Raw genomic sequence first — 25,070 nt, forward strand, 5'->3', positions numbered from 1 at the left:
GGGACAGTTATCTGTCCCTCTTTCCTGTATTAAAGATTAGGTAATTCGTCCGCAGGCGTAACCGGCGTAGTATCTTCCGGTTGATCTGCGTCTTTTTTGCGCCCGAATAATCTCTTCACAAATCCCACCACTGCGGCGAATCCGAGGAGGATGAATTTCCAGCCGGCAGCCAGGAACTTCGCGATGATGGCAAAGAAGCCTACTTTCGCGAGCACTTTACCGGCTACCAATCCGCCGATGGTCCATGCGGCTACATTATCGACCTTCGGATCGAAATCAAAGTAGGTATTGCCTTCTGTGAAAGTGGCCATGTGCAGCACTTTGCCGATATCGGCCTTTACGAGAGGCAGTTCATGCATGGTGCATACCGCATTCAGCGACAAGATGCCATGACGGCCAAGGATACGGATCTGGTAATTCAGTGTGTTAACGCCATCACGATCGCCAAAGTGAATTTCCTTGGCCCAGTGCAATACCTTGTTTTGTTTGTCGTAGTACGGCGTTTGCGCCCATCCTACCAGGTGAATGCTGGGATAGCCTTCTTTTAAACGTTGCGCGTTTTCTTCTTTCTCCTCTTTCTGTATATTTTTCAACATCTCGTTGTAGTCGATCTTTTCGGCATCATCATCTTTTACATAGCCGATATCTTCATACTCCACTACAAAGGCATAGCTGCTATCGCTGAATGGGTCTGTCTTTTCAGGGAAGATCATCCCCAGCGTATTGGCGGCATTGGCCTCGGGATTGCCCCATAGCTGCGTTAAAACGTATTTACTCTGTTCCTTGTTCAGGAACTTGAACCCTGCGGGTATCTTGATCTCCGCCTTTCCGCCCGGGAGTTTGATCACGCCGGTTTCATACTTTTGCGCCTTGCGGATAGAATCGATGATTTTGTTTACCTGCTCTTGAGAGATGTCAATAGAATCACGTACAGGGGCTGCTTTGATACAAGGGGCCAACAGCAGCAAACTAGCCAGATATAGGTACTTTAACATAACTGAGTGAATATTTCAGGCGATAAAAATGCAATAAATATTTTAAATATGAAAGCTGGTATCTTTGTCTTGTTAGAGATATAATATATGGATGCAAAGATTATCGGTGAAAAGATTGCCAGGGCGCGGAAGGCGACAGGCTTATCACAGGCGCGTTTGGCGCAGCAGTTATTTATCAGCCCGCAGGCAGTAGGGAAATGGGAGCGTGGGGAATCCATGCCGGATATCACAACGTTCAACCGCCTTGCGGAGATACTGGGTGTAGACCTTAATTATTTTTCCGAAAGCGAACCCGCTGTTATAAAGGAAAGCGCCGACCCTGGCCCATCGCAGGCGAGACAGGTACCAATAGACCTCACGGCGGCCGACCTGCAAAAGAGCGATTTCGCGGGCGTTGTACTGCACAAAGGAAAGTTCAAAGCTGCTTCCCTGCGTGGCGCTAACTTCGCCGGCGCTGATTTAAGCGGTACTTCATTTGAGATAGTAGATGCACGGGAAGCGAATTTCGATGGCGCTAATCTGACTGACTGCCATTTCTCTATCACTGACCTGAGAGAGGCGAGCTTCCGGAAATCCATCCTGGTGCGCACTACGCTGCATATGTCTGGACAAGGGGCGAAGTTCAGAGACGTAAGTTTGGTAGATGTTCATCTCAACAAGACAGACCTCAGGAACACCCTTTTCGAAAACTGTACTTTCCGTAATGTTGATTTCCATCATTGCGATCTGCGGGGTAGTCGTTTTGCCGGGCAAACCTTTACTGGCGTGCGGTTCGACAGATCTTCGCTGAAAGATGCATCGTTCAGCGGCGCCACGCTCCGGCAGGTGTCTTTCAAATTGCCTTTTTCCTTAACGAACAAAGCATACCTCGCTTTCAAAACCGTTTGCTTCGATGGCGCCACGATGGATAAGCTCACCTACGCCGCGCTGACGGGTTTACGCGTTGCCGATCTGTCGAAGGTGACAGTTATATAATACAGCGCCGGGCATCCTGCGGGAAAAAAGAATTACCTTCGTTCCCTGACCATAATAGAAATTAATATACACCCGGACCGCTATGCATAATGCCCTCAGCAAAAAAGTTGCATTAAAAGTATTAAAAATTATATCCATCTCTTTAGCCGCGATACTTGCGCTGTTATTCCTGCTTCCTGTTCTTTTTCCCAATGCGATAGCCAGCAAGATCAAGACCTGGGCGAACAACAGCATCAATGGCGAGCTCAATTTCTCCCAGGCCCGATTATCTTTCTTCAATCACTTTCCTGCACTAACGTTAACCCTATACGATTTCAGCCTGAAAGGCGGCGCGCCTTTCCAGCAGGATACGCTTGTAGCGGGCAAGGAAGTAGCATTGGGCGTAAACCTGAAAAGCATATTTTCTGACGCCGTTACCATCGACGAGATATACCTGACCAAGGGCAAGATCCACATCATGGTAGATTCCACGGGGCATCCAAATTACAACGTATATAAAGCGGCGCCGGCCAATCCCGCCAGCAAACCGGATAGCGGCAGCGCCTCCATGAAAATTGAAAGGATACAGATCGAGCATTGCCATCTCATCTACGACGATCAATCGCTCCCCATGTACGTGCAGGCGAAGGAAGTGAACTATGTAGGTAAGGGCGATCTTTCCAAAGCCATCTTCGATCTCTATTCTAAAATCGATATTGGCTCACTGGATTTCACTTATAATAACACCTCTTATATGCTCTCCAAAAAATTACAAGGAGAGTTGATCACGAAGATCAATACCAACTCACTGGATTTTGTTTTTGAAAGAAATGATCTGAAGATAAATGAGCTGCCGGTAAGATTGAAAGGCGCTTTCACCTTCATGAAGAATGGCTACAAGATGGACTTCCGCCTTAGTTCCAGGGAATCCAGCCTTCATGCTATTTTCGGCGCACTGCCTCCTGAATATCTCACCTGGATGCAGCATACCAACGTAGAAGGCACGGCAGATGTAAATGCCAGTTTGATAGGAGAGTACATTGCTGCAACCAATACCCAGCCTGATCTTACCTTTAATATGCAGGTCCGCGATGGCGTGATCAGCAATGCCAAAGCGCCGGCGCCCATTAAAAATCTCTTCCTGAATTTTCAGTCCAGGCTTGTACAATTGAATACCGATAGTTTATATGTTAATGTAGATTCTATCTTCTTTAATATTGATAAAGATTATTTCAGCTCCGTGATAAGGATAAAAGGGCTCAGGACGCCGGATATCCATCTCAAACTGAATACAGACCTGGACCTGGAGAAATGGAACAAAGCCATGGGCTGGCAATCTTTTGACCTCAAAGGCCGCTTGCAGGCGCATATGCTGGCGGATGGGCCTTATGCTACCCGCATCATCAACCGTGGCCCCAAACATCGTCCGGACACGGTTATCAGCAGTATTCCTGCTTTTGACCTGGCGGCCAGTTTCCGGGATGGTTATTTCAAATTAAAGTCCCAGCCGGAAGCGCTTAAAAATATCAGCTTCCAGGTAAAGGCGGATTGTCCGGATAACGATCTCGCACATACGCACTTTAATATTGATAACATCAATGCCAACCTGCTGAGCAATTATATCAAAGGCTATTGCCGCTTCAGCAATGCACAGGCGCCGGTAGTAGACGCGCAACTGGCTTCTGTACTGCAATTGAAGGATATCAAACAATTCTATCCGATGGATAGCCTGGATGTAAGCGGCGCATTGCATATTGATGTGAATACCAAAGGCAGCTATGTGCCCGCCAAAAAATTATTCCCGGTTACCACGGCCAAACTTACGATGAGCGATGGTTCCCTGCAAACGAAATATTATCCCAGGCCCATTCAGAAAATTAATGTGGATGCCACCGTTACCAATACCACCGGCACGCTCAGCTCCATGAAGGTAGATGTAAAGCCCGTATCTTTTGAGTTTGAAGGGAATCCGTTCCTGCTGAAAGCCGATCTTAGCAATTTTGATAACCTCCGGTATAATATTACTTCCAACGGAACCCTTGACCTGGGCGCTATCTATAAAGTATTTGCGATACAAGGCTATGACCTGAAAGGTTTCATCAAAACTAACCTGGCGCTCAGCGGCACCCAGGCGGATGCCGTAGCCGGCCGCTATGCCAAATTAAATAACCGCGGTACGATGACCGTGAAGAATATCGTGCTTCACTCGGATATGTTCCCCTTGCCTTTTTATATCAGCAATGGCATATTCCGTTTCGATCAGGACAAGATGTGGTTCGATACTTTTGTGGCCAGCTATGGAAAAACGAAGCTCACCATGAATGGCTTTCTGAGCAACGTGATCGGCTATCTCACACAAAAAAATCAGACATTGCATGGCGCCTTCGATTTTAAAAGTAAGGATGTGCTGGTGGATGAACTGATGACCACTAACAGTGCTGCCACCGCTACTACCGCTAAAACCGCTGCGCCTTCCGGCGTGATCATGCTGCCTTCCAACCTCGCGCTGAGGCTCAATGCAGCTGCCGACAGGGTCCGTTTCAAAGGCATGAACATCGACAGTTTCCATGGGCAGGTGGTGCTGGACAGTGGCAGGGTGGCGCTCAACAAAACCGGTTTCAATATCATCGGCGCGCCGGTGGAGATGGATGCCCGCTATGCCTGTATCCAGCCACAGCGGGCTACTTTCGACTATCACATCACGGCAAAGGAATTTGATATCCGCCGCGCGTACAATGAAATCAAGATCTTCCGCGATATGGCCAGTTCCGCTGCCAGCGCCAGCGGCATCGTTGGCCTGGATTATCGTCTCAACGGAAAACTGGATGGCAATATGAACCCGGTATATCCTTCTCTGAAAGGCAGCGGTGTACTGTCTGTGAAGAAGATCAAGCTGAAAGGTTTCAAGTTGATGAACGCGGTGAGCCAGTCTACCGGCAAATCAGAAATGAAAGATCCGGATGTTTCCAAGGTGGATATTAAATCCAGCATCAGCAATAATATCATCACCATCGAAAGAACCAAACTTCGTATAGCCGGCTTCCGTCCGCGCTTTGAAGGGCAGGTGAGCCTGGATGGTAAACTGAACCTGAAGGGCCGTGTAGGCCTGCCGCCATTCGGCATTCTGGGCATACCATTCAATGTTACCGGAACGCAGAGCAATCCTAAAGTGCAGCTGCGCAGAGGTTCAGACAAGGATCAGCTGGAAGAAACACCCGATACAGAAGAATAACCTGTTTAACTTAAAATACGATTCCGCATGAACGAGCAATTGACCACACTGATTGGAAAGTTAAAAGACCATAAGCTCTTGTTTAAAGATGTGATTGAGCTGATAGAAAGCCAGTACCGCCATCAGCCTGTTGCCTTTAAAAACGGGGATGCTTATAATGAGGCTACACAAAACCAGGGTAGCGCCAAAGTTTTTGCTTTCGCGCGATTGAACCATCTTTCCAAAGAAGATACGCTTTATTTATTTGCAGAACACTATCAGGCAGTATTGAAAAACCCTGATGGAACAGATCATCAGAACATCCGGCAGTTTATGGCGCATGGATGGGATGGCGTGGCGTTTGAAGGCCAGGCATTGGTTTAAAATCATCTCCATGCATAAGGTATTAAACAGTGTCGATGTGCTACTGGCCCAACAGCCGCACTGGAAGCGCAAACGCATAGCGCTGGTGACCAATCATGCGGCCACCACCCATCAGTTTGTGCCATCGCGGGCGGCATTGTTACAGCAGGGATTTAATATCGTGAAATTGTTTTCACCGGAACATGGTCTTGATACGACCGGCGCCGACGGGCATGCGATGGAACATTCAACAGATACGCTTACCCGGCTGCCGGTGACCAGTTTATATGGCGGGCAGCTGGCGCCTTCCCGCTCCGACCTTGCAGATATTGACCTGGTATTATTCGATATTCCTGATGTTGGCTGCCGGTTTTACACTTACTTGTGGACACTCACACATGTGCTGGAAGCCTGCGCTGCTTGCAATGTCCCTTTTATCATTGCCGACAGGCCCAATCCTTTGTCGGGGAATCTGATGCTGGCAGAAGGCCCCTTGCTTGATGAAGTGCATTGCAGCAGCTTTATCGGCCGTTGGCCGATACCTGTAAAACATAGTTGCACTTTGGGAGAACTGGCGCAGTACTTCAACAGCGTCAGGCGCATTCATTGCCAGCTGGAAGTGATGCCATGTGCCCATTGGCAGCGGCAACAGTTTTATGCCGACTGGAACCCCTCATTTGTGCCTTTATCGCCGGCCATCCCTGTTTTTGAATCGGCCTTGTTATATCCGGGGCTTTGTTTCCTGGAAGCCACCAATTGCAGCGAGGGGAGAGGAACAGCCGTGCCCTTCCGCGTCGCCGGCGCTCCCTGGCTGCTGGCGGAAGAAACGGCGCAACTGTTCAATACGATGGTTCCTGCTATTAGCGGCAGCGTATATGCGAGACCGTTAGTGTTCACACCCGCAGAAGGTAAATACGCCGGACAAACCTGCAACGGCGTGATGCTGCATGTGACAGATCCTGCCGCTTTTCTCGCCGTAGCCGCCGGCTGGCTATTGATCAGGATCATCAAAGCGCTGCATCCGCAGGATTTTCAATGGGCTGCTTACCCTACGCATGTAAATCCATCCGGTAAAAAACACCTGGATCTTTTGTCGGGCATCCCGCATGCGGAAACGCTCTTTGATACGGCATTGCCGGACTTTATTAACGCGGTAAAGCCGTATCTTCATCCCGGCGATTGGGCCATGCGTATGCAGCCTTTCCTGATATATACCTAACGTTCAACAACAAGAGATGCAAACAATCGAAGACGGCGTATATGTGGGATGCAGGCAACTGCAAGTTACCGATGACGACAAGCATATTTCGTTCCCGGTGCTGATACAGTATCCCACTCATACTCCCGCTGTGCCGGTGAGCTTTGGCCCTTACGAGATGGAGGTAAGCATGGATGCGCCCATACTGAGCGGGCGCGCATTTCCACTGGTGCTGATCTCGCATGGCAACAACGGCTCCCACCTGCTTTACAGGACCATCAGCACTTACCTCGCGAAAAATGGTTTCATTGTTGCCATGCCTGAACATTATGGCAATAACCGCAACAATACCAGCCTGGAAAACACCGTGGAGAATTTGCAACTAAGGCCCCGGCATATCAAGCTCACCATCGATCATTTATTGAAAGAATCTTTTTTATCGGGCAGCATTGCGGCTGATAAGATAGCGGTGATCGGTCATTCTATTGGTGGCTACACAGCGCTGGCGCTGGCCGGTGGCGAGCCCATCACAAGAGCGGGCGATCCTGTGGAAGTGGAGCATGATAACAGGGTGAAAGCCATTGTGCTGCTGGCGCCGGCCGCCGGATGGTTCAATCATCCCGCTAATCAGATCTCCTGTCCTGTGCTGCTGCTAACCGCAGAACATGATCCTGTTACGCCTGCCTGGAATGCGGAAATTATTTTAAGAATAGCCACTGATCCTTCATTAGTCAGCTTTACCAAAGTGAAAAATGCGGGGCATTTTTCTTTTCAGAGTCCTTTCCCGGCTGCGATGAAAACGCCCGGTTTTCTTCCTGCTACCGATCCGCCCGGTTTTGACAGAGTAGCCTTTCACCAGCAGCTCCCCGGCGATATTCTCGATTTTTTAAAACAAAATTTTGAAAGCAGCCTTTAGCCCGGAAAGCCTTTCCGTATGGTTTTCAGGTAACCTGGCCGGTTGGTTTTTTTGAAGTCGATGTTCCGGCATTGATTGAATTGCATGAAGGTTTTCAGCGACTGAATAATTTTTTCAATAACGGTTTCTTTGAGATCAAGGTTTTCAAAGTGCAGGTTATGGACGATCAGCACTTTTTCTTTGCGGTCGGCTTTGGCATCCATCCGTGCAATAAAGGTATCGCCATACAGCACTGGTAGCGAGAAGTAGCCGTACAGGCGCTTGGGGGCAGGTACAAAACATTCCACCTGATAGTCGAAATTGAAGAAGTCTTTTAACCGGTGACGGAAAACATTGAGGATATCAAAGGGAGAGAGGATGAAGACATCGTTGGACAATTTGATATTCACCTCCTGATCCGGCAGCATATACATTGGTGCGCCTTTAAGTCCTTCTACCGCTACCAGCTTTACTTCGCCGGCAGCTACCATTTTTTCCAGTTCTTTTTTTACCAGGTTTCCTTTTACGCGCCGCGCCCGCCATGCGATCTCTTTCACATAGGCGATGCCCAATGCGCCGAGTGTGCGGCGGATAATATACCTGGCAAATTCTTCTTTTGAAGGCATGCGCAGGTCTGTTTCCGGTGGTAATAAGTTCAGGGGCAGATCATATATTTTCTGGAAAGTTTTGGTGCGGCTGATCATTAGCTGCCCTTCCATGTAAAGCCGCTCCAGCGCTACCTTGGCGGGGCGCCAGTCCCACCAGCCGGTGCTGGCCTCCCGCCGGTCGTTTTCGAAATCGCTCACCATCAGCGGCCCTTCGCGTTCTATACGGTCCAGCACAACGGCCATCAGCCGGATTTCTTCCGGCGTCATCGCTTTCCGGTTATTGACATATGCTTCCTTCACAGGGAGGGAATAGCGGAAGTCAATATCCGGAAGATAACCTGAATCAGAAGTGAAGTATTCAAAGATGCGGCCTTCGTCGCAAAGCTCCTGCAGCCAGGCTGTTTGATAGCCGGGAATGCGCGTGGCCAGCACGTGATGATGCGCGCGCTCCACCACATAGTTCGTATCCAGTTGCAAAAAACCTAAATGGTTGATCAATTGATAAACGGCTTCGATACCCGTGCCGAACGGCGCTTTCCGGGCAAGACCAGCCGCATGGAGAATAATCTTGCGGGCTTGTGCCTGTGTAAACACAATAGATTCCATGATACTAGATTGAAGAGATTGAAAACGAGTTGGTGGTCCTTGTTCCCAGCCTCCGGCAAGATAATTTAAAACCTCTTTCCTCACAAACATTAATGCCCTGAAATAGCTGTCGCCAGACCGAAGTGAAACTTCAGCCTGGCGACAACAACGATTTATTTGTTTATTTATTTATCAGAAGAAGTACCTTACTCCTAACTGCACCTGGTAAGGATCTCCACCTGGCGCTGCAATACCGCTGGTATTAACAGAATAGTTGTACGAGCGGGTTTCTTTGCTGAATGAAGAAGCACGGTATAAGGCGGTATTACCGAAGTTATGGCTGGCGCCCCATTTCTTGTTCAACAAATTTGCGAAGTTGAAAACATCTACAGAAAGTTCGAAACCACTTCTTTTGGTAACCTTGAATGACTTAGCCAGTTTTAAATCGAAGGTGCCGTAGAAACCATTGATACCACCGTTTCTTTCCGCAATTTTACCCTCTGATTTTTCAACATATTTTTTGAAGCTGGCGCCTGCGTCTGAATTTAACAGCTTGATCAAACCGTCTCTCAAAGCGGCAGGCGTTGAGGGATCACTCGGGTTGAATACATAAGCCAGGTCGTTGGTGCCGCTTACGAAATCCTGGTTGCTGTTTACGCCAGACAAGAGGCTGTAACGGGTGCCGCCGATGCCGGAGAAGCGCACGCCGAACACAAATCCCGCGAAGGAAGGCGATGTACCATAGAATACTACCTTATGACGGAACTGTAAATCGGAGTAAGTCATTTTACTCAGGTTGCGTGGATCATCTGCTACCGGTAAGCTTAAAGTAGCTGTATTGGCAACGTTACCATTGTAGGAGGAATTATCTTTGGAATCGTTCCAGGTATAGCTGGCGGTGATGCTACCATCTTTAAAATAACGGTAGTTGATGTCATATACGAAAGTGTAGGTATTGTTCTTACCGGTGCTAACCAGTTCCAGCACCCTGCCGAAAGCCTTGCTGATCCTGCCATCCAGGTAGTTGCCGCTGCCGCCGCTGGTGTTCATCTTGTCTAAAGGAATATATACGCCGCGGTTGGCCTCACTCGGCATCGTGAAGAAAGGTGTTTCCACCATGTTCTTGTCTATGTAGAAATAGTTGTTGCGGCCATAGGTGAGGTAAGCGGAGATACCCATTCTCAGGCGGCTGGTGATATATTTGGTGTAGTTGATATTCGCCTTGTAAACAACAGGTATTTTAGCGTCAGGGCCTGTGTAGTTGATAACTGGCAGCTGGTACTGCGTAAAAGCAGGTACGGTAGAAAGGTCTTTTCTGAATGCCGCGAAATCAGGAGAAGGGATACTTACAGAGCTGGCGTTGAGGTTAGCCGTTCCGAAATGTTTGCCATCAAATGTCAGGTTGTTGATGAGCATATAGTTGTTGATATCGGAGCTGAATATACCTGCGCCCACTTTGATATAATCCGTATGCTGCTGGTTCACATCCCAGGTCAGCTGGAACCTGGGTTGTATTACAAAAGACTTGATACCATTGTTGGTGCTTAAGTTCAGTGCATTATACAGGTCCTGGTTGAATGGAGCCTTGGGATAAGTAGCCATGTCGAAACGCAGGCCGGCAGTGAGGCTCAGGCCTTTGCCCAGGTCTGTTTGCAACTGGCCATAGATACCGCCATTGAAGATATTGGAAGTTACGCTGGGATCGGCTACCAATGGTACTTCGCGATAGAAGGCGTATGGTGTGTTATTACGGAAAGCATCCAGGCCTCTGTACACATATCGGCCGTTTACCTCGCTGCCATACAGTGATTTGGCGTGTGTGTACATCAGGTCGATACCGAAGGTATAGTTAATTTTTTCTGTGTTGTAGTACAGGTTGTCAGTCAGCTGGAATACGTTGTTGGTAAATCCTTCCTGGCCAAAACGATGTCCTCCGATCTGAATGTTGGTAGACTTGGTAGATCCGTCAGACAATACAGAGGTGACGTTTTCAACGATCGCTCTTGGAAGCGGGCCAGGTAATTCATCATTTTGTCTGCTCGCTTGCCAGGTGTACAGGTGCTGTAACTTTAACTCGTTGGTAACTTTAGCGCTCATGGTAGACCGCAGCGTTACCAACAGGCTGTTATCTTTGTTGAAATCGTTACCGGTAGACTCATACAGGTCGATGGCAGTATTATCGATCAGTCCGAGTTTGTTGACATCATTAGTATAGTTGTCGCGGATGGTCAGCAGGTTCTTATTATCGATCTGCCAGTCCAGGCGCAGGAAGCCGGCATCAGACTGACGTGTTTTTCCGAAAGAGCCATATTGCGCATGGTTGGAAACGCCATACTTTGTTCTGGCGATATCCACGAATGTATCCAATACGTTCCTGGTCACATTATACACCAGCTGGTCGGAATTAGATTGTACATCTGCAATTACGAGCGAGCGGTTATCTGTTTGATGATCCCATGCAAAGAAGTAGTGGAGCTTATCTTTGATGATAGGGCCGCCGATGGAACCTCCGAACTGGTAAGTAGAGTAGTCGTTGTTCCTTTTGTTGCCGCGTATATCATAGGGGCTGGACAACCAGTTAGCGCGGCCATAGCCGAACACCGAGCCGGAAACCGTGTTGGTGCCTGATTTGGTAACAGCGCTTACGGTGCCGCCGCCGGATCTGCCGAGTGTAACATCATACTGGTTGGTAACCACTTTAAACTCGCGTACTGCTTCAATAGAGATAGAATAAGGCGCACCGCTTCTGGAGGTAGTAGGGCCGGCAGAAGTAGGGTTCTTTGCCGTCATACCATCGATAGTATAGTTGGTACCAGATCCGAGCTGTCCGCTGATGCTACCGCCGTTACCGGTGAGCGGCGACAGCGCCGCCAGGTTGGCGAAGTTTCTTCCGTTAACAGGCAATCTGCTCATATCAGTAGGAGTGATGGTAGTAGCAGCGCCTGCATTCACGATCGCTTTTTTATTGGAGGTGGAGACAATGGTAACAGCGTCAAGGTTTGAAACAGATTGCTCCAGGTCAAAATTTACCTGAAGCACATCTCCCTGGTTCAGGTTATAGTCCTGCTTTTTCTGGGCGCCAAAACCAATTGCAGATACCGTAACGGTGTAAGGACCGCCGAGTGGCAATTGTTTAAAGGTGTAGTGGCCTTTGGTATTTGATTGGGTCCTGCTGGTAAAGCCAGTGGATTCATTCCTTACAGTAATGGATGCACCTGGGATCAGGGTGCCGTCCTTTGCTTTTACTTGACCGTTCAGATCTGCCAGGGTGGACTGTGCAAATCCCTCCGAACACATCAGCATGCCTAACGTAATACAGAATAACCAGATAGCGTGTTTCATCATTTTATGATGGTTTAAAATTCAAACAGCAAAATTACCTGTCTGTAATTTATAGAACATTAATGCCATGTTAACAAAACATTATATCTATTTTTCGTATAGATTGGCCTGACTCCATCCTTTTTATGCCTTCATGATAACTTTGTCAAAATGATTTTTTTTATCGATGATTATCGATTAATATTGTTGTATGAATAAGCGTGTCAACAGCAAAAAGCTGGAGCTGATGGGTAGGGCATTAGGAGACCCGTGCCGTCTTAAGATAGTGGAAGCTATTAGAAAGAAGAATGACTGGATGGTGTGTATGGAGTTGATAGAAATGTTTAATCTGGCGCAATCCACTGTTTCCCACCATTTGAAGCAATTGGTGGATGCCGACCTGCTTTTTTTTGAGAAAGACGGACGTAATACCAAATACAAAATCAATAAGGAATCATTTGGTGAGTATGCTTTTTATCTGAACAGTTTTTTGTATTAATAACCATCCGTTTTATCGATCGATTTTTTTTTCTTAATTATTAATCGAAATTTATCGATTTATTTTTTGTCTGATCAATCGATATATATCGATTGATCAGGTACACTGAAAAAATATAACAGATATTTTATGAAAACGATTGCTTTTACGCTACCATGGGTGGTAGTGCTGCTATCTGCATGCTCATCCGGAGAGCGGACTGTTGACTCAACAACGATACCTTCGCTGAAAGTGGCCAGGGTGGGTAGTGATACCGTCACTATCCGCAATGAATACCCTGCCACCGTAGAAGGCGGTGCAGACGTGGAAATAAGGCCGCAGGTAAACGGGGTACTCGAAAAAATTTACATAGATGAAGGCGCCTTTGTGGCGGCTGGTCAGCCACTCTTCAAGATACAGGATTTCACTTACCGCGAACAGCTGAATAAGGCCAATGCCGCACTGCTGGCTGCGAAAGCCACCCTGGCCAATACCGAACTGGAAATAGAGAAAGTGACCCCGCTGGTACAGCACAAAGTGGTGGCCGGGTTGCAACTCAAAACAGCCACTACAAATCACGAGCTGGCTCAGGCCAGGGTGAAAGAGGCGGAAGCCCTGGTGGCAGACGCCAGGATCAACCTGAATCATACGCTCATCAGCGCGCCGTTCAGCGGCTATATAGGGCGGCTGAATAAAAAAGCCGGCAGCCTGCTGAGCGTTGGCGATGCGGGCGAATTAACAACGTTGTCGGATATACGAAATGTGCATGTCTATTTCTCTCTCAGCGAAAAGGAACTGGTAACACTCAAGCAACATCTTCCAGGTAACAGCATAGAAGAGAAGTTGCGCAAGGCGCGACCTGTATACTTCATACTGGCTGGCGGAGAAGAATATACGTCGCCGGGGCAGCTGGATATGGTCAATAGTGTGTTTAACAAGACTACCGGCGCTATCACGCTCAGGGCCAGTTTTCCCAACCCGGAGCATTTGTTGCGCGCTGGCAACACCGGGAAAATAAGACTACAGTTTACCGACCCGCAGGCGCTTGCTATTCCGCAGGCCGCCACCCTGGAAGTACAGGATAAAACATTTGCCTTTATTGTAGATGATAGCGGCCGGGTACATAAACGGGAGATCACTATTTCCGGTACTACCGGTAACCATTACCTCATCAGCCAGGGCCTGGACAAAGGCAGCAGCATTGTGCTGGAAAACCTGGAAACCCTGCAGGAGGGGGCGCATATCCACCCGCAAGCGCAATAGCTGTTTATCTCCATAAAATCATATTGTAAGGAATCCTTCCTATTTATGCAGCCATTTATTGTTAAAAAAATATAAGATGTTTAGAAAATTTATTGAAAGACCTGTGCTGGCCACAGTTGTTTCTATTCTTCTGGTGATACTGGGTATAGTGGGGCTGAAAAACCTGCCGATAGAGCGTTTCCCGGATATCGCCCCGCCGATGGTGCAGGTGAGGGCCTATTATCCCGGAGCGAATGCCGGCACATTATTACGTTCGGTGGCGCCGCCACTGGAAGAGGCTATCAACGGTGTGGAAGATATGATCTACATGAGTTCATCTTCCAGTAATGATGGTACGCTGATCATCACCATCTATTTTAAACTCGGCACAGATCCCGATATGGCTGCTGTAAACGTGCAAAACAGAGTGGCCTCCGCTATCGGCTCGCTGCCGCCGGAAGTAGTGCAGGCGGGCATTACCACCCGCAAGGCACAGAACGGGCTGGTGATGGTGCTCAACCTCTACGGGGATGAAAAGAAAGGATACGATCCTACCTTCATGACCAATTACGCCCAGATCAATATTATTCCTGAAATACGTCGTATAGCCGGTGTAGGTGATGTGGACGTATATGGCAGCAACCACGACTATGCCATGAGAATATGGCTGAATCCCGCGCAGATGGCCGCCTACGGCATTACGCCGCAGGAAGTGATGGCCGCAATCCAAAGTAAAAACCTGGAAGCTGCGCCGGGCCGCCTGGGAGAAAACAGCCCTGTTGCCTTTGAATATGTGATCGGGTACAAAGGCAAATACAACAGGCCGGAAGAATATGAAAATATGATTATAAGGTCTAATCCCGATGGCTCCCTGCTGCGGCTGAAAGATATCGCCAAAGTAGCATTGGGCTCCTATACCTATGGCAGCTTTAATATGCTGAACGGTATTCCGGCCGGCGTTACAGACAGACCAGCCATCACCTTCAGGGTATGGCAGTTGCCAGGTTCCAATGCCCGGGAGATACAAATAAAGGTAGAAGAACTCATGCGAAAAGCGGAGAAGAAATTCCCTGAAGGACTACATCATCAAACCTTGTATTATACCAAAGAAATGCTGGACCGGTCGATAGACCAGGTAATACATACACTGGTGGAGGCTTTCATACTCGTGTTTTTGGTGGTGTTCCTGTTTTTGCAGGACTTCCGTTCTACGCTGATCCCTGCTATCGCGGTGCCGGTGGCCATTATCGGGACTTTCTTCTTTATGCTGGTATTTGGTTTTTCCATCAACCTGTTAACATTGTTTGCGCTGGTGCTGGCCATAGGGATTGTGGTGGATGATGCTATTGTGGTAGTAGAAGCCATCCATTCAAAGCTGGAACATGGGGCGCTGTCGCCCCGTCAGGCCACCTTATCGGCCATGCATGACATTACTGGCGCTATCATTTCCATTACCCTTGTGATGGCGGCTGTTTTTCTACCGGTAGGATTCATGAAAGGCTCTGCGGGCGTGTTTTACCGCCAGTTTGCCTTTACGCTGGCTATCGCCATTTTCATCTCCGCCGTGAATGCGTTGACATTGAGTCCGGCCCTGAGCGCATTGTTCCTTAAAAATACGCACGCCAACGGGCAGGCTACCACTTTTCAACAACGTTTCTTCACCGGTTTTAATATCGCATTTGAAAAGCTGACCAGGCGCTATGGACAAGCATTGCGGCAGATGATAAAACATAAATGGGTCAGTCTTGCCGGATTGTTGCTGGTGATAGCAAGCACGCTGATACTGATGCGTAAAACACCCACAGGCTTTATACCATCGGAAGATATCGGCTTTTGCGTGATAGCGGTAGACCTGCCTCCCGGCTCTTCCCTATATAGAACGGAATCCGTGCTGAAAGCTGTTTCCGCAGCGATCAGTCCTATGGAATCGAGGAAAGTGTTTAACATTGTTTCAGGGGTCAATATCTTCACGGGCGCCAGCAGCCCTTCTTCCGGCGCCGCGTTTTATGTACCTAAAAAAGATGGGGAACGTGGCCGTAATAACAACATCAACGGCATCATGGACGAGATCCGTCAGCGTCTGAAAGCCGTGAAAGGAGCGCGCTTCATCGTTTTTACGCTACCTACGGTAGCTGGCTTTGGCAATGTAGAAGGTCTGGATTTTGTGCTGCAAGACAGAACAGGTGGCGCTTTGGATAAATTTGGCGAAGTATCTGCGAAATTCCTCGAGGCGCTTAATAAAAGAAAAGAAATCGCGATGGCCTTTACTTCTTTCCGCGCCGACTATCCACAGCTGGAGATGCGGATAGACGAAGACAAAGCGGCGCAGTTGCAGGTAAGCGAGAAAGATATACTGCAAACAATGCAGGCGTATTTTGGCAGTGTGCAGGTATCAGATTTCAACCGCTTCGGGAAATATTTCAGGGTGATGGTACAGGCAGGGAAAGAAGACCGCTCGGAGCCGGCCTCACTGGAAGGGATATACGTAAAAAACGCCCTTCAACAAATGGTGCCTATCCATTCGCTGGTAGATCTCCGGGAAGTGATGGGCCCTGAAACCGTTACCCGGTATAATCTTTTTAACAGCATTGGTGTGATGGCCATGCCCAAGCCCGGTTATAGCACCGGAGATGCCATCAGGGCAGTAGATGAAGTGGCGCAGCAATTACCTGCCGGCTTCGGCTATGAATACTCCGGGGTGACTAAAGAAGAGATTTCATCTGGCGGTCAGGCCATTGGTGTTTTCCTCTTATCGTTGTTGTTTGTATATTTCCTGCTGGCGGCCCAGTATAACAGTTATATCATGCCCTTGGCGGTGTTGTTGTCTGTTCCTGCCGGTGTGATCGGTGTGTTTGTGGCGATCAGGCTGGCTGGCATTGATAACAATATTTATGTACAGGTGGCTTTAATTATGTTGATTGGTTTGTTAGCAAAAAATGCGATCCTGATTGTGGAATATGCCATACAACGCCGGCTGGCCGGACAATCGTTAGTGTCAGCGGCCATACAGGCCGCACGGGTGAGAATACGGCCTATCATTATGACTTCTGTAGCTTTTATAGCCGGCATGATTCCGATGATGCGCGCCACAGGGCCTTCAGCGCAGGGTAATCATTCCATCAGTATCGGCGCCGCCGGCGGGATGCTGAGCGGCGTAGTGCTGGGGCTTTTCATTATCCCGGTATTGTTTGTAGTGTTCCGTTATCTGCATGAGAAAATTACACCTGTGACAAGGAAAGGTGAACATGGTTGGCAGCCGGTGGCGGAGGTTGGTAATTAGTTTATGAAAAGGAAATAAAGAAATAAAACCCGCTCCCGGCGCGGGTTTTATCGATTAAATGTGATCCCGCCAGGACAACAGAAGTCGGCCTTCGACCTTACTGATATCTAAATGTCCACAATGACTACTGCACATACTAATGCCAGTAAAAGATGAACCCGCTTCCGGCAAAAAAAATTTCTGAAAATCTATATGTGGTTAAAACATGGACTGTAAATTTTTATATTATCCTTACTTACGAGGCCGTCATTTGCATTGATGCGGAAAATTTACAGAAGTAACGCTACATCTTGTAGTTAGCATCACAGAAACCGGGGTTATGCAAAAGGAACTCAGCTAAAAAAACAAAACCCCGCGCCATGCGCGAGGTTTTAAAGATTCTCTGTGATCCCGCTGGGACTCGAACCCAGGGCCCATACATTAAAAGTGTATTGCTCTACCAACTGAGCTACGGAATCATTCCCGTGAAGGGAGCGCAAAAGTAGGAAATTATTTATTACCTCCAAATTTTTTTCAAATAAAATTTGGAAAGCCAAGCTGCTGGCCGGCTTGGGGTACTAACGCAGACGGATATACGTTATTGCCGATACGGTACACCGCTGTTTCAACGTGCCGCGAAGCCACGATGATTTCCGTATGGGCTGCATCGCGGCGGAATAATTCCAGCACCAGCTCGGGATTGTTATTGTCCTGCGAGAGGTGGGAGAGGAAGAGGTGACTCATAAATGCCGGCCGGTGCGCTTTGAAAAGTTCCAGCGCCTGCGTATTGGAGAGATGCCCCTGGCCGCCACGGATGCGGTTCTTCAGGTAGTAGGGGTATCGCCCTTTTTCCAGCATCGTTTCGTCGTAATTGGTTTCGAGGAAAGCCGCATGGCATTGTTTGAAATGCCGCACCAGGTGCTCGCAGGGCGCGCCGATATCCGTGAATACGCCGATATTTACATCGTCAGCGCTGATCATAAAGCTGTGCGGCTCTACGGCATCGTGGAATTTCGGAAATGCCGTGATCGCTAATGCGCCTACCTGTACCGGCTCATAAGCGGTAAAGGGCCGTGCCAGCGACTCCTGCAGGTCCAGCCTGCCGTGGATGCGCGTGCTTTCCGTAATATATACCGGCAGCTGATGCTTGCGCGCCAGCACCGGGATACCTTTGATATGATCAATATGTTCGTGTGATACAAAGATGGCCTTCACCCGCTGCATCGACAGCCCCAGGCGTCGCATGCGGCGCTCCGTTTCCCGGCAGGAGATACCGGCATCGATCAACACCGCCTCGGTCTCATTCCCGATATAGTAGCAGTTGCCGTTGCTGCCCGAATTCAATGATGTAATGTAAAGTGACATGACAATGCAAATAAACCTGTTTTTACCCAAAACAAAAAAAGAAAGCCAACACGCTAAGATTGCCGCAGTATCAGGCAAGATCGCATCAGTTTTATGCCCGCTTTATTACGTAATTTGCCGTTTTGGGAACTTTTGCTATAACGATTTACTATGTTCAGAAGAATCAGGATCATCGGCGCCGTCATATGCGGCACCTTGCTGGGCGCTTCCATGGCGGAGGCGCAGGAAACGACCACACGTTATCATCTCATCCCTTATCCCCAGGAACTGATCCCGCAAACCGGGACCTTCACCATCACCCGCAACACCAAACTGGTATTGCCGGCAGACGCCCGCCGCTTTTTCAATGAAACAGCACAGCTGCAATCATTGATAGCACAAGGGCTGGGCGCCACTTTGCCTGTCGCCGCCAAACCCGCTGCCGGCGCCATCGTCCTGAAACAGGACACCCAGCTGCCGGGAGAGGAAGATTATACCCTGCAGGTGGGCGCACAACAGCTGCTTATCACCGCTAAAACGCCAACAGGCATGTTCCGCGCGGTGGAAACTATCCGTCAGCTGCTGCCGCCCGCCATCGAAGGACAACGCATGGGCAGCATGAGCAAACTGGAAGTGCCCGCCGTGATCATCAAAGACCATCCCGCCTTCGCCTGGAGAGGTATGCATCTCGATGTATCCCGGCATTTCTTCTCCGTCGATTATCTCAAAAAATTTATCGACCTGCTCGCGCTCTACAAAATGAACAAGCTGCACCTGCACCTGAGCGACGACCAGGGCTGGCGCATCGAGATAAAGAAATACCCGCTGCTCACCGCACAGGGCGCCTGGCGCGAATTCAACAACCAGGACTCCGTATGCATGAGCAAGGCGAAAGAGAATCCTGACTTCGCGATCGATCAGCAGCACATCATCCACAAAGATGGTAAAACACTGTATGGCGGCTTCTATACACAGGCGCAAATGCGCGATGTAATCGCCTATGCGGCCGATCGCCATATCGAGATCATCCCGGAAATTGATATGCCCGGTCACATGATGGCTGCCATCAAAGCCTATCCCTACCTGGCTTGCAGCACTGAAACCGGTTGGGGCAAAACTTTCTCCACACCTATCTGCCCCTGTAATGAAGCTACATTCAAATTTGCAGAGGATGTATATACGGAGATCGCTGCCCTGTTCCCTTCTCCCTATATGCACCTGGGAGCAGATGAAGTGGAGAAGAGCAGTTGGGCGCAATCCGCTGCCTGCAAGGATTTGATGCGCGCGCAGCACATTCAGAATGTAGAAGAGCTGCAAAGTTATTTCGTAAAACGTATGGAGAAATTCTTTAACTCCAAAGGCAAGAAGCTGATCGGATGGGACGAAATACTCGAAGGCGGCATCAGCCCCACCGCGGTGCTGATGTACTGGCGCTCCTGGGTGCCCCAGGCGCCTGTAACCGCTGCGCGCCATGGCAACAAAGTGATCATGACGCCCGGAAACCCGCTGTACTTCGATTATACGCCTGATCGCAATGCTGTATACAACGTATATCATTTTGAGCCGGTACCCAAAATGCTGACACCGGAAGAAGGCAAGGCGATCATCGGCGCCCAGGCTAATATCTGGACAGAGTGGATCCCTTCCGAAAAACGTGCAGACTACATGTTCATGCCCCGCATGACCGCTCTCGCTGAAGTGCTGTGGACACATCAGCAGCATTACGACGACTACCTCCAACGCCTAAACGAACATTTCACCCGCCTGGACCGTCTCGGCGTACACTACCGGCTGCCGGACCTCGACGGTTTTGCCGAGGATAATGTGTTTGTAGATAGTGGTCAATTACTGGTGAACAAGCCACTACCGGGCCTCAGCGTGCGTTACACCACCGATGGCTCATTGCCTGATAGTCATTCACCGGAGCTGCCGCATCCGCTCAATATCACCAAGCCCGTAACGCTGAAGGTGGCGGCGTTCAGCGCCGCCGGCAACCGTGGCGATATCTATACGCTGCGCTACCGCCAGCAATCGTACCAGGCGCCAGTGGCGGCGACAGGCACGAAACCCGGCCTCCAGCTGGGCTTCTACGAGGGCGCTTTCAAAAGCGCGACCAAGATCAAAGCCAGCCCCGACAGCATATTACATACTGCCAATGCCAGCATCCCGGAGGCGCTGGGCCGCGGTGGTAAAGCCTTTGGCGCCAAACTGGATGGTCATATCAACATCCCGGAAACAGGCATCTACAGTTTCTACCTCACCTGTGATGACGGCGGTATCCTCTATATCGGCGGCAATGAAGTGGTGAACAACGACGGCTGGCATGCGCCGGTAACAAAAAGCGGACAGGTAGCCCTGCAAAAAGGACAGCATCCCTTCCAGATCGTCTTCGTGGAAGGTGGCGGCGGGTTCACGCTTAAACTGGAATACAGCGTGAATGGCAGCAAGCTGCAACCCGTGCCGGATGAGTGGTTTTCACACAGAGATTAATTGTGTGATTTCCGCGCAAATATGTATTTTTGCGCTCCTCCAACAACATTCATAAAAGAGATGTAAGATACGCGTAGATCCGGTATCGTACTGACAAGGCTTCTCAGGGCCTCCAAGGCGATACGCAGGGTCTGCGCTTTTTTTTAGAATTTATTGATCTTCGGAAAAGCGTCCATAGACGGGCCAGGCGTATAACGGGTTTGTTGGAGTGAACGGGCAGAGTCGTTCCAGGTTTTCCAGGCGCCGGCTTTTTCATTCTTCAGGCGCACGCCCTGTTCGCGGATATTGCCATCGCAATTGTACCAGGTGGTGAGGCCATAGCCCTCGTTTTTATAGAAGATGCCTTCAAAGGCAGGCTGCCCGTTCTCGCATAATTCTCTTCTCCACTCAAAATCTCCCTGCTTGCTGTAATAGATCTCGTATTGCAGGTTACCCTGCTGAAAGCCGCGCGTGATCAGCAGATGTTGCTGGTGATAGTCCTGAATGATCTTCCGGCTGCTGTCGGCATTGAACGTATACGCCACGCTGTCGGCCTCCACAGACGCCTGATCAATGATCACTGCCTTGGTATTATTGTACCACATCTCATGCGCTACCTCTGTTTGCGGCTGATGGCAGCCCGTACATAGCAAAGTACCGGTCAGCAAGCGTATCACTGTTCTCATCTCTGTAAAATTTGTGTCCAAATTATATCTTTTTATATCAACGGTTATGATTCCACGGGGAAAATTTCTAGTTTTCGTCAGACTAGACAATTCCATGTTATGAAGAAATTTCCGGCACTATTGCTCCTGTTGTTACCCGGTTTGCACTTGTTGGCCCAGCAGCAGGCGCCCGCTTATCCGTTGATCACGCATGATCCTTATTTCAGTATCTGGTCGGTCAGCGACACGCTGAACGCCAGCGCCACCTGCCACTGGACCGGCGCGGAGCAGTCGCTCACCGGACTGGTGAAAGTAGATGGCGTGACCTATCGCGTACTTGGCGCTGAATCATTGACCTATACCAGCGTTCTGCCCACAGCAGAAACACAGCGCGCATCCGTAAAGTATACCACGGAAATGCCCGCTGATGGCTGGATGCAGCCCGGCTTCAAAGATGCTTCCTGGCAACAGGGTTTCATGCCTTTCAGCGACCAGGCCATTCCCGGTGGCACCCACTGGAACAGCCACGATCTCTGGGTACGCCGCAGCTTCGACCTGGCGCGGATTCCGGCAGAAGACCTTGCACTGCGCATTAACCACGATGATAACGTGCACGTATATATGAATGGAGAAGAGATCTATGCGCACAAAGGATGGTTATCGAAATACCAATACTTTCCCATCAGCGATGCCGCGAAAAAGCGACTGAAGCCCAAAGGCAATGTGCTGGCCATTCACATCGAGAACACCGCCGGCGGCGCTTTCCTCGATGCCGGCATCTACCACTTGCAAAAATCCGCCGGCGCACCTATACAGGCCGCTGTACAAACCGGCGTAACGATCAACGCCACCCAAACGATCTATCATTTCGACTGTGGCAAAGCAGCGGTATCACTCACGTTCACCTCTCCCTTGCTGCTGAATGATCTCGACTTATTATCCCGCCCGGTATCTTATATCAATTATGAAGCAGTATCGAAAGATGGCGCGCCGCACGAGGTGGCCGTATACTTCGGCGCCAGCACCAATGTTTGTGTGAATCAGCCTTCGCAGGAAGTAGCGACCGCACAAGCCACCAGTGGTAAACTGTCGCTGCTCAGGGCCGGCAGCAAAGAGCAGCCCGTATTGAAAAAGAAGGGAGACGACCTGCGCATCGACTGGGGACAGATGTATGTGGCCACAGCCACCGCTTCCCATCCGCAACAATGGGTGGCGCCAGCCGGTATTGCCATGCAACTATTTGCGCAGGGCAAGCCCGCGCCGGCAACTGCATCGCGCAAGGATCTCGTGCTGGGTACCAGCGTATTGCTGGGCAAAGTAGGAGCGAAGCCTGTAAGTCAATTATTCCTGTTGGGATACGATGATATTTATGCCATCGAGTATTTCGGGCAGCGACTCAAAGCCTGGTGGAAGAATGATCCATCGCGCACGATCGAACAGCAGCTGAATGCCGCTGCTGCCGGCTATCCGGAGGTGATCGCCCGTTGCGAGGCGTTCAACAAACAATTGCATAACGATGCGCAGCGCGCCGGCGGTGAAACTTATGCCAAACTATGCGAGCTGGCCTATCGTCAGAGTATTGCCGCACATAAGCTGGTACGTGCCACCGACGGCACTTTGCTGTTCCTCTCCAAAGAAAATTTCAGTAATGGTTGTATCAATACCGTTGATGTCACCTATCCATCTGCCCCCTTATACCTGCTCTATAATCCTGAACTGATGAAGGGGATGATGAATGGCATCTTCTATTATTCTGAAAGCGGCCGTTACACCAAACCCTTTGCAGCGCACGATCTCGGCACTTATCCATTGGCCAACGGGCAAGTTTACGGAGAAGATATGCCGGTAGAAGAATCGGGTAATATGCTGATCCTCGCCGGCGCCATCGCCCGTGCGGAAGGCCATGCGCGCTATGCAAAGGCACATTGGAAAACTTTGAGCACCTGGGCGGAATACTTGCTCACCGCAGGTTTCGACCCGGCCAACCAGCTTTGCACCGACGATTTCGCCGGGCATCTTGCACGTAATACTAACCTGTCGCTGAAAGCGATCGCCGGTTTGCGCGCCTATGCCATGCTTGCGCAGCAGCTGGGAGAAACCGCTACTGCCGCACGTTTCACCGATAGCGCCAAAGCGATGGCCGCCAAATGGACTGCTCTCGCCAACGATGGCGATCACTACTCCCTCACCTTCGAAGGCCATAATACCTGGAGCCAGAAATACAACCTGGTATGGGATAAGGTACTCGGCTTCCACCTTTTCCCGGAGGAAGTGTATCAGAAAGAAGTGGTCTACTACCTGCGGCATCAGCAGGCTTTCGGCTTGCCGCTCGATAGCCGCAAGACCTACACCAAATCAGACTGGATACTCTGGACCGCCGTGCTGGCCAATGACCGCGCAGCTTTCGATGCGCTCATTGAACCAGTATATCGCTATGTAACGGAAACGCCTACACGCGTCCCACTGAGCGACTGGCACGAAACGACAGACGGCAAAAAAGTAGGCTTCCAGGCGCGTAGTGTGGTAGGAGGCTACTTTATGAAGCTGTTGGAAGAAAAATTTAGCAAACGCTGAAACTCGCTGCTGTAGCCCGTTTGAAATGCATGCAGTAAAACCCGCAGAGGTAAATAATTAGAAATGAAGCAAATAATATTTGGAAGAGAAAAAATAATTTCTATCTTTGCACTCCCTTAACGAAAGGGAATGATTCCGTAGCTCAGTTGGTAGAGCAATACACTTTTAATGTATGGGCCCTGGGTTCGAGTCCCAGCGGGATCACTGGCATTTTACAAACCTCGTGCAAACGCGCGAGGTTTTTTATTTTTTGATATACCCCATCAGTTCGGGCAATTATTTTACTTATCTTCATTACCATAATCCCTCTTTATGCGTCAATTAATCCTTTCTCGTTATCTGATGCTTATTATCTGTCTTATCTTTCCTCTTATATCCAGTGCGCAGTCATCAATGAGCGCTGCAGTAGAAAGGCTGTTTAACAAAATAGAAGGCGACATTCTTTCTTCTGCAGAAGCGATGCCTGAGAGTAAATACAATTTTACACCAGAGGAGCTGCGCATCAATGGCAGCAATTTTAAAGGTGTTCGTAGTTTCGCGGGACAGATTATGCACCTGGCGACGGATAATATCCTGATCTGGAGCGCGGTTACGGGAGATTCTGTCCGTGCTGATATTGAAGATGTCAATGGGCCTAAAAGTATTACCACTAAGAAAGAAGTCATCGCATACCTGAAAAGTTCATTTGCTATTGGTCGTAAGGCGATAGCTACTATCAATGACCGCAATGCCATGGATATGATGGAGTTCAGGTGGCGTAAACTGCCACGTCTTGATCTGATCTTTTATGCACTCACCCATGCGAATGAACACTATGGCCAGATGGCAATATACTTGAGGCTCTGCGGCATAATACCACCTCCAACAACAATTGAAAAATAAAAGTAGATTAGAAATTTGTTTTGATAA

Annotated in this window: 16 protein-coding genes and 2 tRNA genes; 12 read left to right on the forward strand and 6 right to left on the reverse strand. The window is 49.3% G+C overall.

Going from position 1 to position 25,070, the window contains the following annotated elements; translation table 11 throughout:
• Nucleotides 1-29 precede the first annotated feature (29 nt).
• Complete coding sequence (locus FPG75_RS05130; RefSeq protein WP_143305571.1) at nt 30-995, reverse strand: DUF2167 domain-containing protein; 966 nt, start codon at nt 993-995, stop codon at nt 30-32.
• 87 nt (nt 996-1,082) lie between these two features.
• Here FPG75_RS05130 and FPG75_RS05135 point away from each other — a divergent pair, with 87 nt between their 5' ends.
• The 5 genes from FPG75_RS05135 to FPG75_RS05155 all read left to right on the forward strand — a co-directional run bounded on the left by FPG75_RS05135 (nt 1,083) and on the right by FPG75_RS05155 (nt 7,637).
• Nucleotides 1,083-1,970, forward strand: a complete 888-nt coding sequence (locus tag FPG75_RS05135) for a pentapeptide repeat-containing protein (protein ID WP_143305573.1) — start codon at nt 1,083-1,085, stop codon at nt 1,968-1,970.
• Between the two features lie 82 nt (nt 1,971-2,052).
• The gene (locus FPG75_RS05140) at nt 2,053-5,181 is read left to right on the forward strand and encodes an AsmA family protein (RefSeq protein ID WP_143305575.1); all 3,129 of its coding nucleotides are present in this window, start codon (nt 2,053-2,055) and stop codon (nt 5,179-5,181) included.
• A 27-nt stretch (nt 5,182-5,208) separates the two neighbouring features.
• The gene (locus FPG75_RS05145; RefSeq protein WP_143305577.1) at nt 5,209-5,544 is read left to right on the forward strand and encodes a HopJ type III effector protein; all 336 of its coding nucleotides are present in this window, start codon (nt 5,209-5,211) and stop codon (nt 5,542-5,544) included.
• Nucleotides 5,545-5,554: 10 nt separating this feature from the next.
• Nucleotides 5,555-6,742, forward strand: coding sequence for an exo-beta-N-acetylmuramidase NamZ family protein (locus tag FPG75_RS05150; protein ID WP_143305579.1), 1,188 nt, complete (start codon nt 5,555-5,557; stop codon nt 6,740-6,742).
• Nucleotides 6,743-6,758: 16 nt separating this feature from the next.
• On the forward strand, nt 6,759-7,637 hold the full coding sequence (locus FPG75_RS05155) for an alpha/beta hydrolase family protein (RefSeq protein WP_143305581.1): 879 nt from the start codon (nt 6,759-6,761) through the stop codon (nt 7,635-7,637).
• Here the strand turns inward: FPG75_RS05155 and FPG75_RS05160 are convergent.
• Both FPG75_RS05160 and FPG75_RS05165 read right to left on the reverse strand, forming a co-directional pair.
• On the reverse strand, nt 7,634-8,830 hold the full coding sequence (locus FPG75_RS05160; protein WP_143305583.1) for a winged helix-turn-helix domain-containing protein: 1,197 nt from the start codon (nt 8,828-8,830) through the stop codon (nt 7,634-7,636). The genes FPG75_RS05155 and FPG75_RS05160 overlap by 4 nt on opposite strands.
• Nucleotides 8,831-9,001: 171 nt before the next feature.
• Nucleotides 9,002-12,154, reverse strand: coding sequence for a TonB-dependent receptor (locus FPG75_RS05165; protein WP_143305585.1), 3,153 nt, complete (start codon nt 12,152-12,154; stop codon nt 9,002-9,004).
• 187 nt (nt 12,155-12,341) lie between these two features.
• Between FPG75_RS05165 and FPG75_RS05170 the strand changes: the two genes are divergently transcribed.
• From FPG75_RS05170 to FPG75_RS05180, 3 genes are all read left to right on the forward strand, one after another.
• Nucleotides 12,342-12,629, forward strand: a complete 288-nt coding sequence (locus FPG75_RS05170; protein WP_143305587.1) for an ArsR/SmtB family transcription factor — start codon at nt 12,342-12,344, stop codon at nt 12,627-12,629.
• 129 nt (nt 12,630-12,758) lie between these two features.
• Nucleotides 12,759-13,871 (forward strand): efflux RND transporter periplasmic adaptor subunit, encoded by a 1,113-nt coding sequence (locus FPG75_RS05175; RefSeq protein WP_143305589.1) that lies wholly within the window; start codon nt 12,759-12,761, stop codon nt 13,869-13,871.
• A 76-nt stretch (nt 13,872-13,947) separates the two neighbouring features.
• On the forward strand, nt 13,948-17,130 hold the full coding sequence (locus FPG75_RS05180) for an efflux RND transporter permease subunit (RefSeq protein ID WP_143305590.1): 3,183 nt from the start codon (nt 13,948-13,950) through the stop codon (nt 17,128-17,130).
• A gap of 385 nt (nt 17,131-17,515) precedes the next feature.
• Here the strand turns inward: FPG75_RS05180 and FPG75_RS05185 are convergent.
• Both FPG75_RS05185 and FPG75_RS05190 read right to left on the reverse strand, forming a co-directional pair.
• Nucleotides 17,516-17,588: transfer RNA gene (locus FPG75_RS05185), tRNA-Lys, on the reverse strand.
• Between the two features lie 55 nt (nt 17,589-17,643).
• Nucleotides 17,644-18,474, reverse strand: coding sequence for an MBL fold metallo-hydrolase (locus tag FPG75_RS05190; protein ID WP_143305592.1), 831 nt, complete (start codon nt 18,472-18,474; stop codon nt 17,644-17,646).
• Nucleotides 18,475-18,624: 150 nt separating this feature from the next.
• Here FPG75_RS05190 and FPG75_RS05195 point away from each other — a divergent pair, with 150 nt between their 5' ends.
• On the forward strand, nt 18,625-20,943 hold the full coding sequence (locus FPG75_RS05195) for a family 20 glycosylhydrolase (RefSeq protein ID WP_143305594.1): 2,319 nt from the start codon (nt 18,625-18,627) through the stop codon (nt 20,941-20,943).
• Between the two features lie 143 nt (nt 20,944-21,086).
• Here the strand turns inward: FPG75_RS05195 and FPG75_RS05200 are convergent, their stop codons facing one another.
• On the reverse strand, nt 21,087-21,608 hold the full coding sequence (locus FPG75_RS05200) for a toxin-antitoxin system YwqK family antitoxin (protein ID WP_143305596.1): 522 nt from the start codon (nt 21,606-21,608) through the stop codon (nt 21,087-21,089).
• A gap of 99 nt (nt 21,609-21,707) precedes the next feature.
• Here FPG75_RS05200 and FPG75_RS05205 point away from each other — a divergent pair, with 99 nt between their 5' ends.
• From FPG75_RS05205 to FPG75_RS05215, 3 genes are all read left to right on the forward strand, one after another.
• On the forward strand, nt 21,708-24,161 hold the full coding sequence (locus FPG75_RS05205) for a glutaminase family protein (RefSeq protein WP_143305598.1): 2,454 nt from the start codon (nt 21,708-21,710) through the stop codon (nt 24,159-24,161).
• 131 nt (nt 24,162-24,292) lie between these two features.
• Nucleotides 24,293-24,365: transfer RNA gene (locus tag FPG75_RS05210), tRNA-Lys, on the forward strand.
• 108 nt (nt 24,366-24,473) lie between these two features.
• The gene (locus FPG75_RS05215; protein ID WP_143305599.1) at nt 24,474-25,043 is read left to right on the forward strand and encodes a DinB family protein; all 570 of its coding nucleotides are present in this window, start codon (nt 24,474-24,476) and stop codon (nt 25,041-25,043) included.
• Nucleotides 25,044-25,070 lie beyond the last annotated feature (27 nt).

The sequence above is a fragment of the Chitinophaga vietnamensis genome (assembly GCF_902167635.1).
GTDB classification, from domain to species: domain Bacteria; phylum Bacteroidota; class Bacteroidia; order Chitinophagales; family Chitinophagaceae; genus Chitinophaga; species Chitinophaga vietnamensis.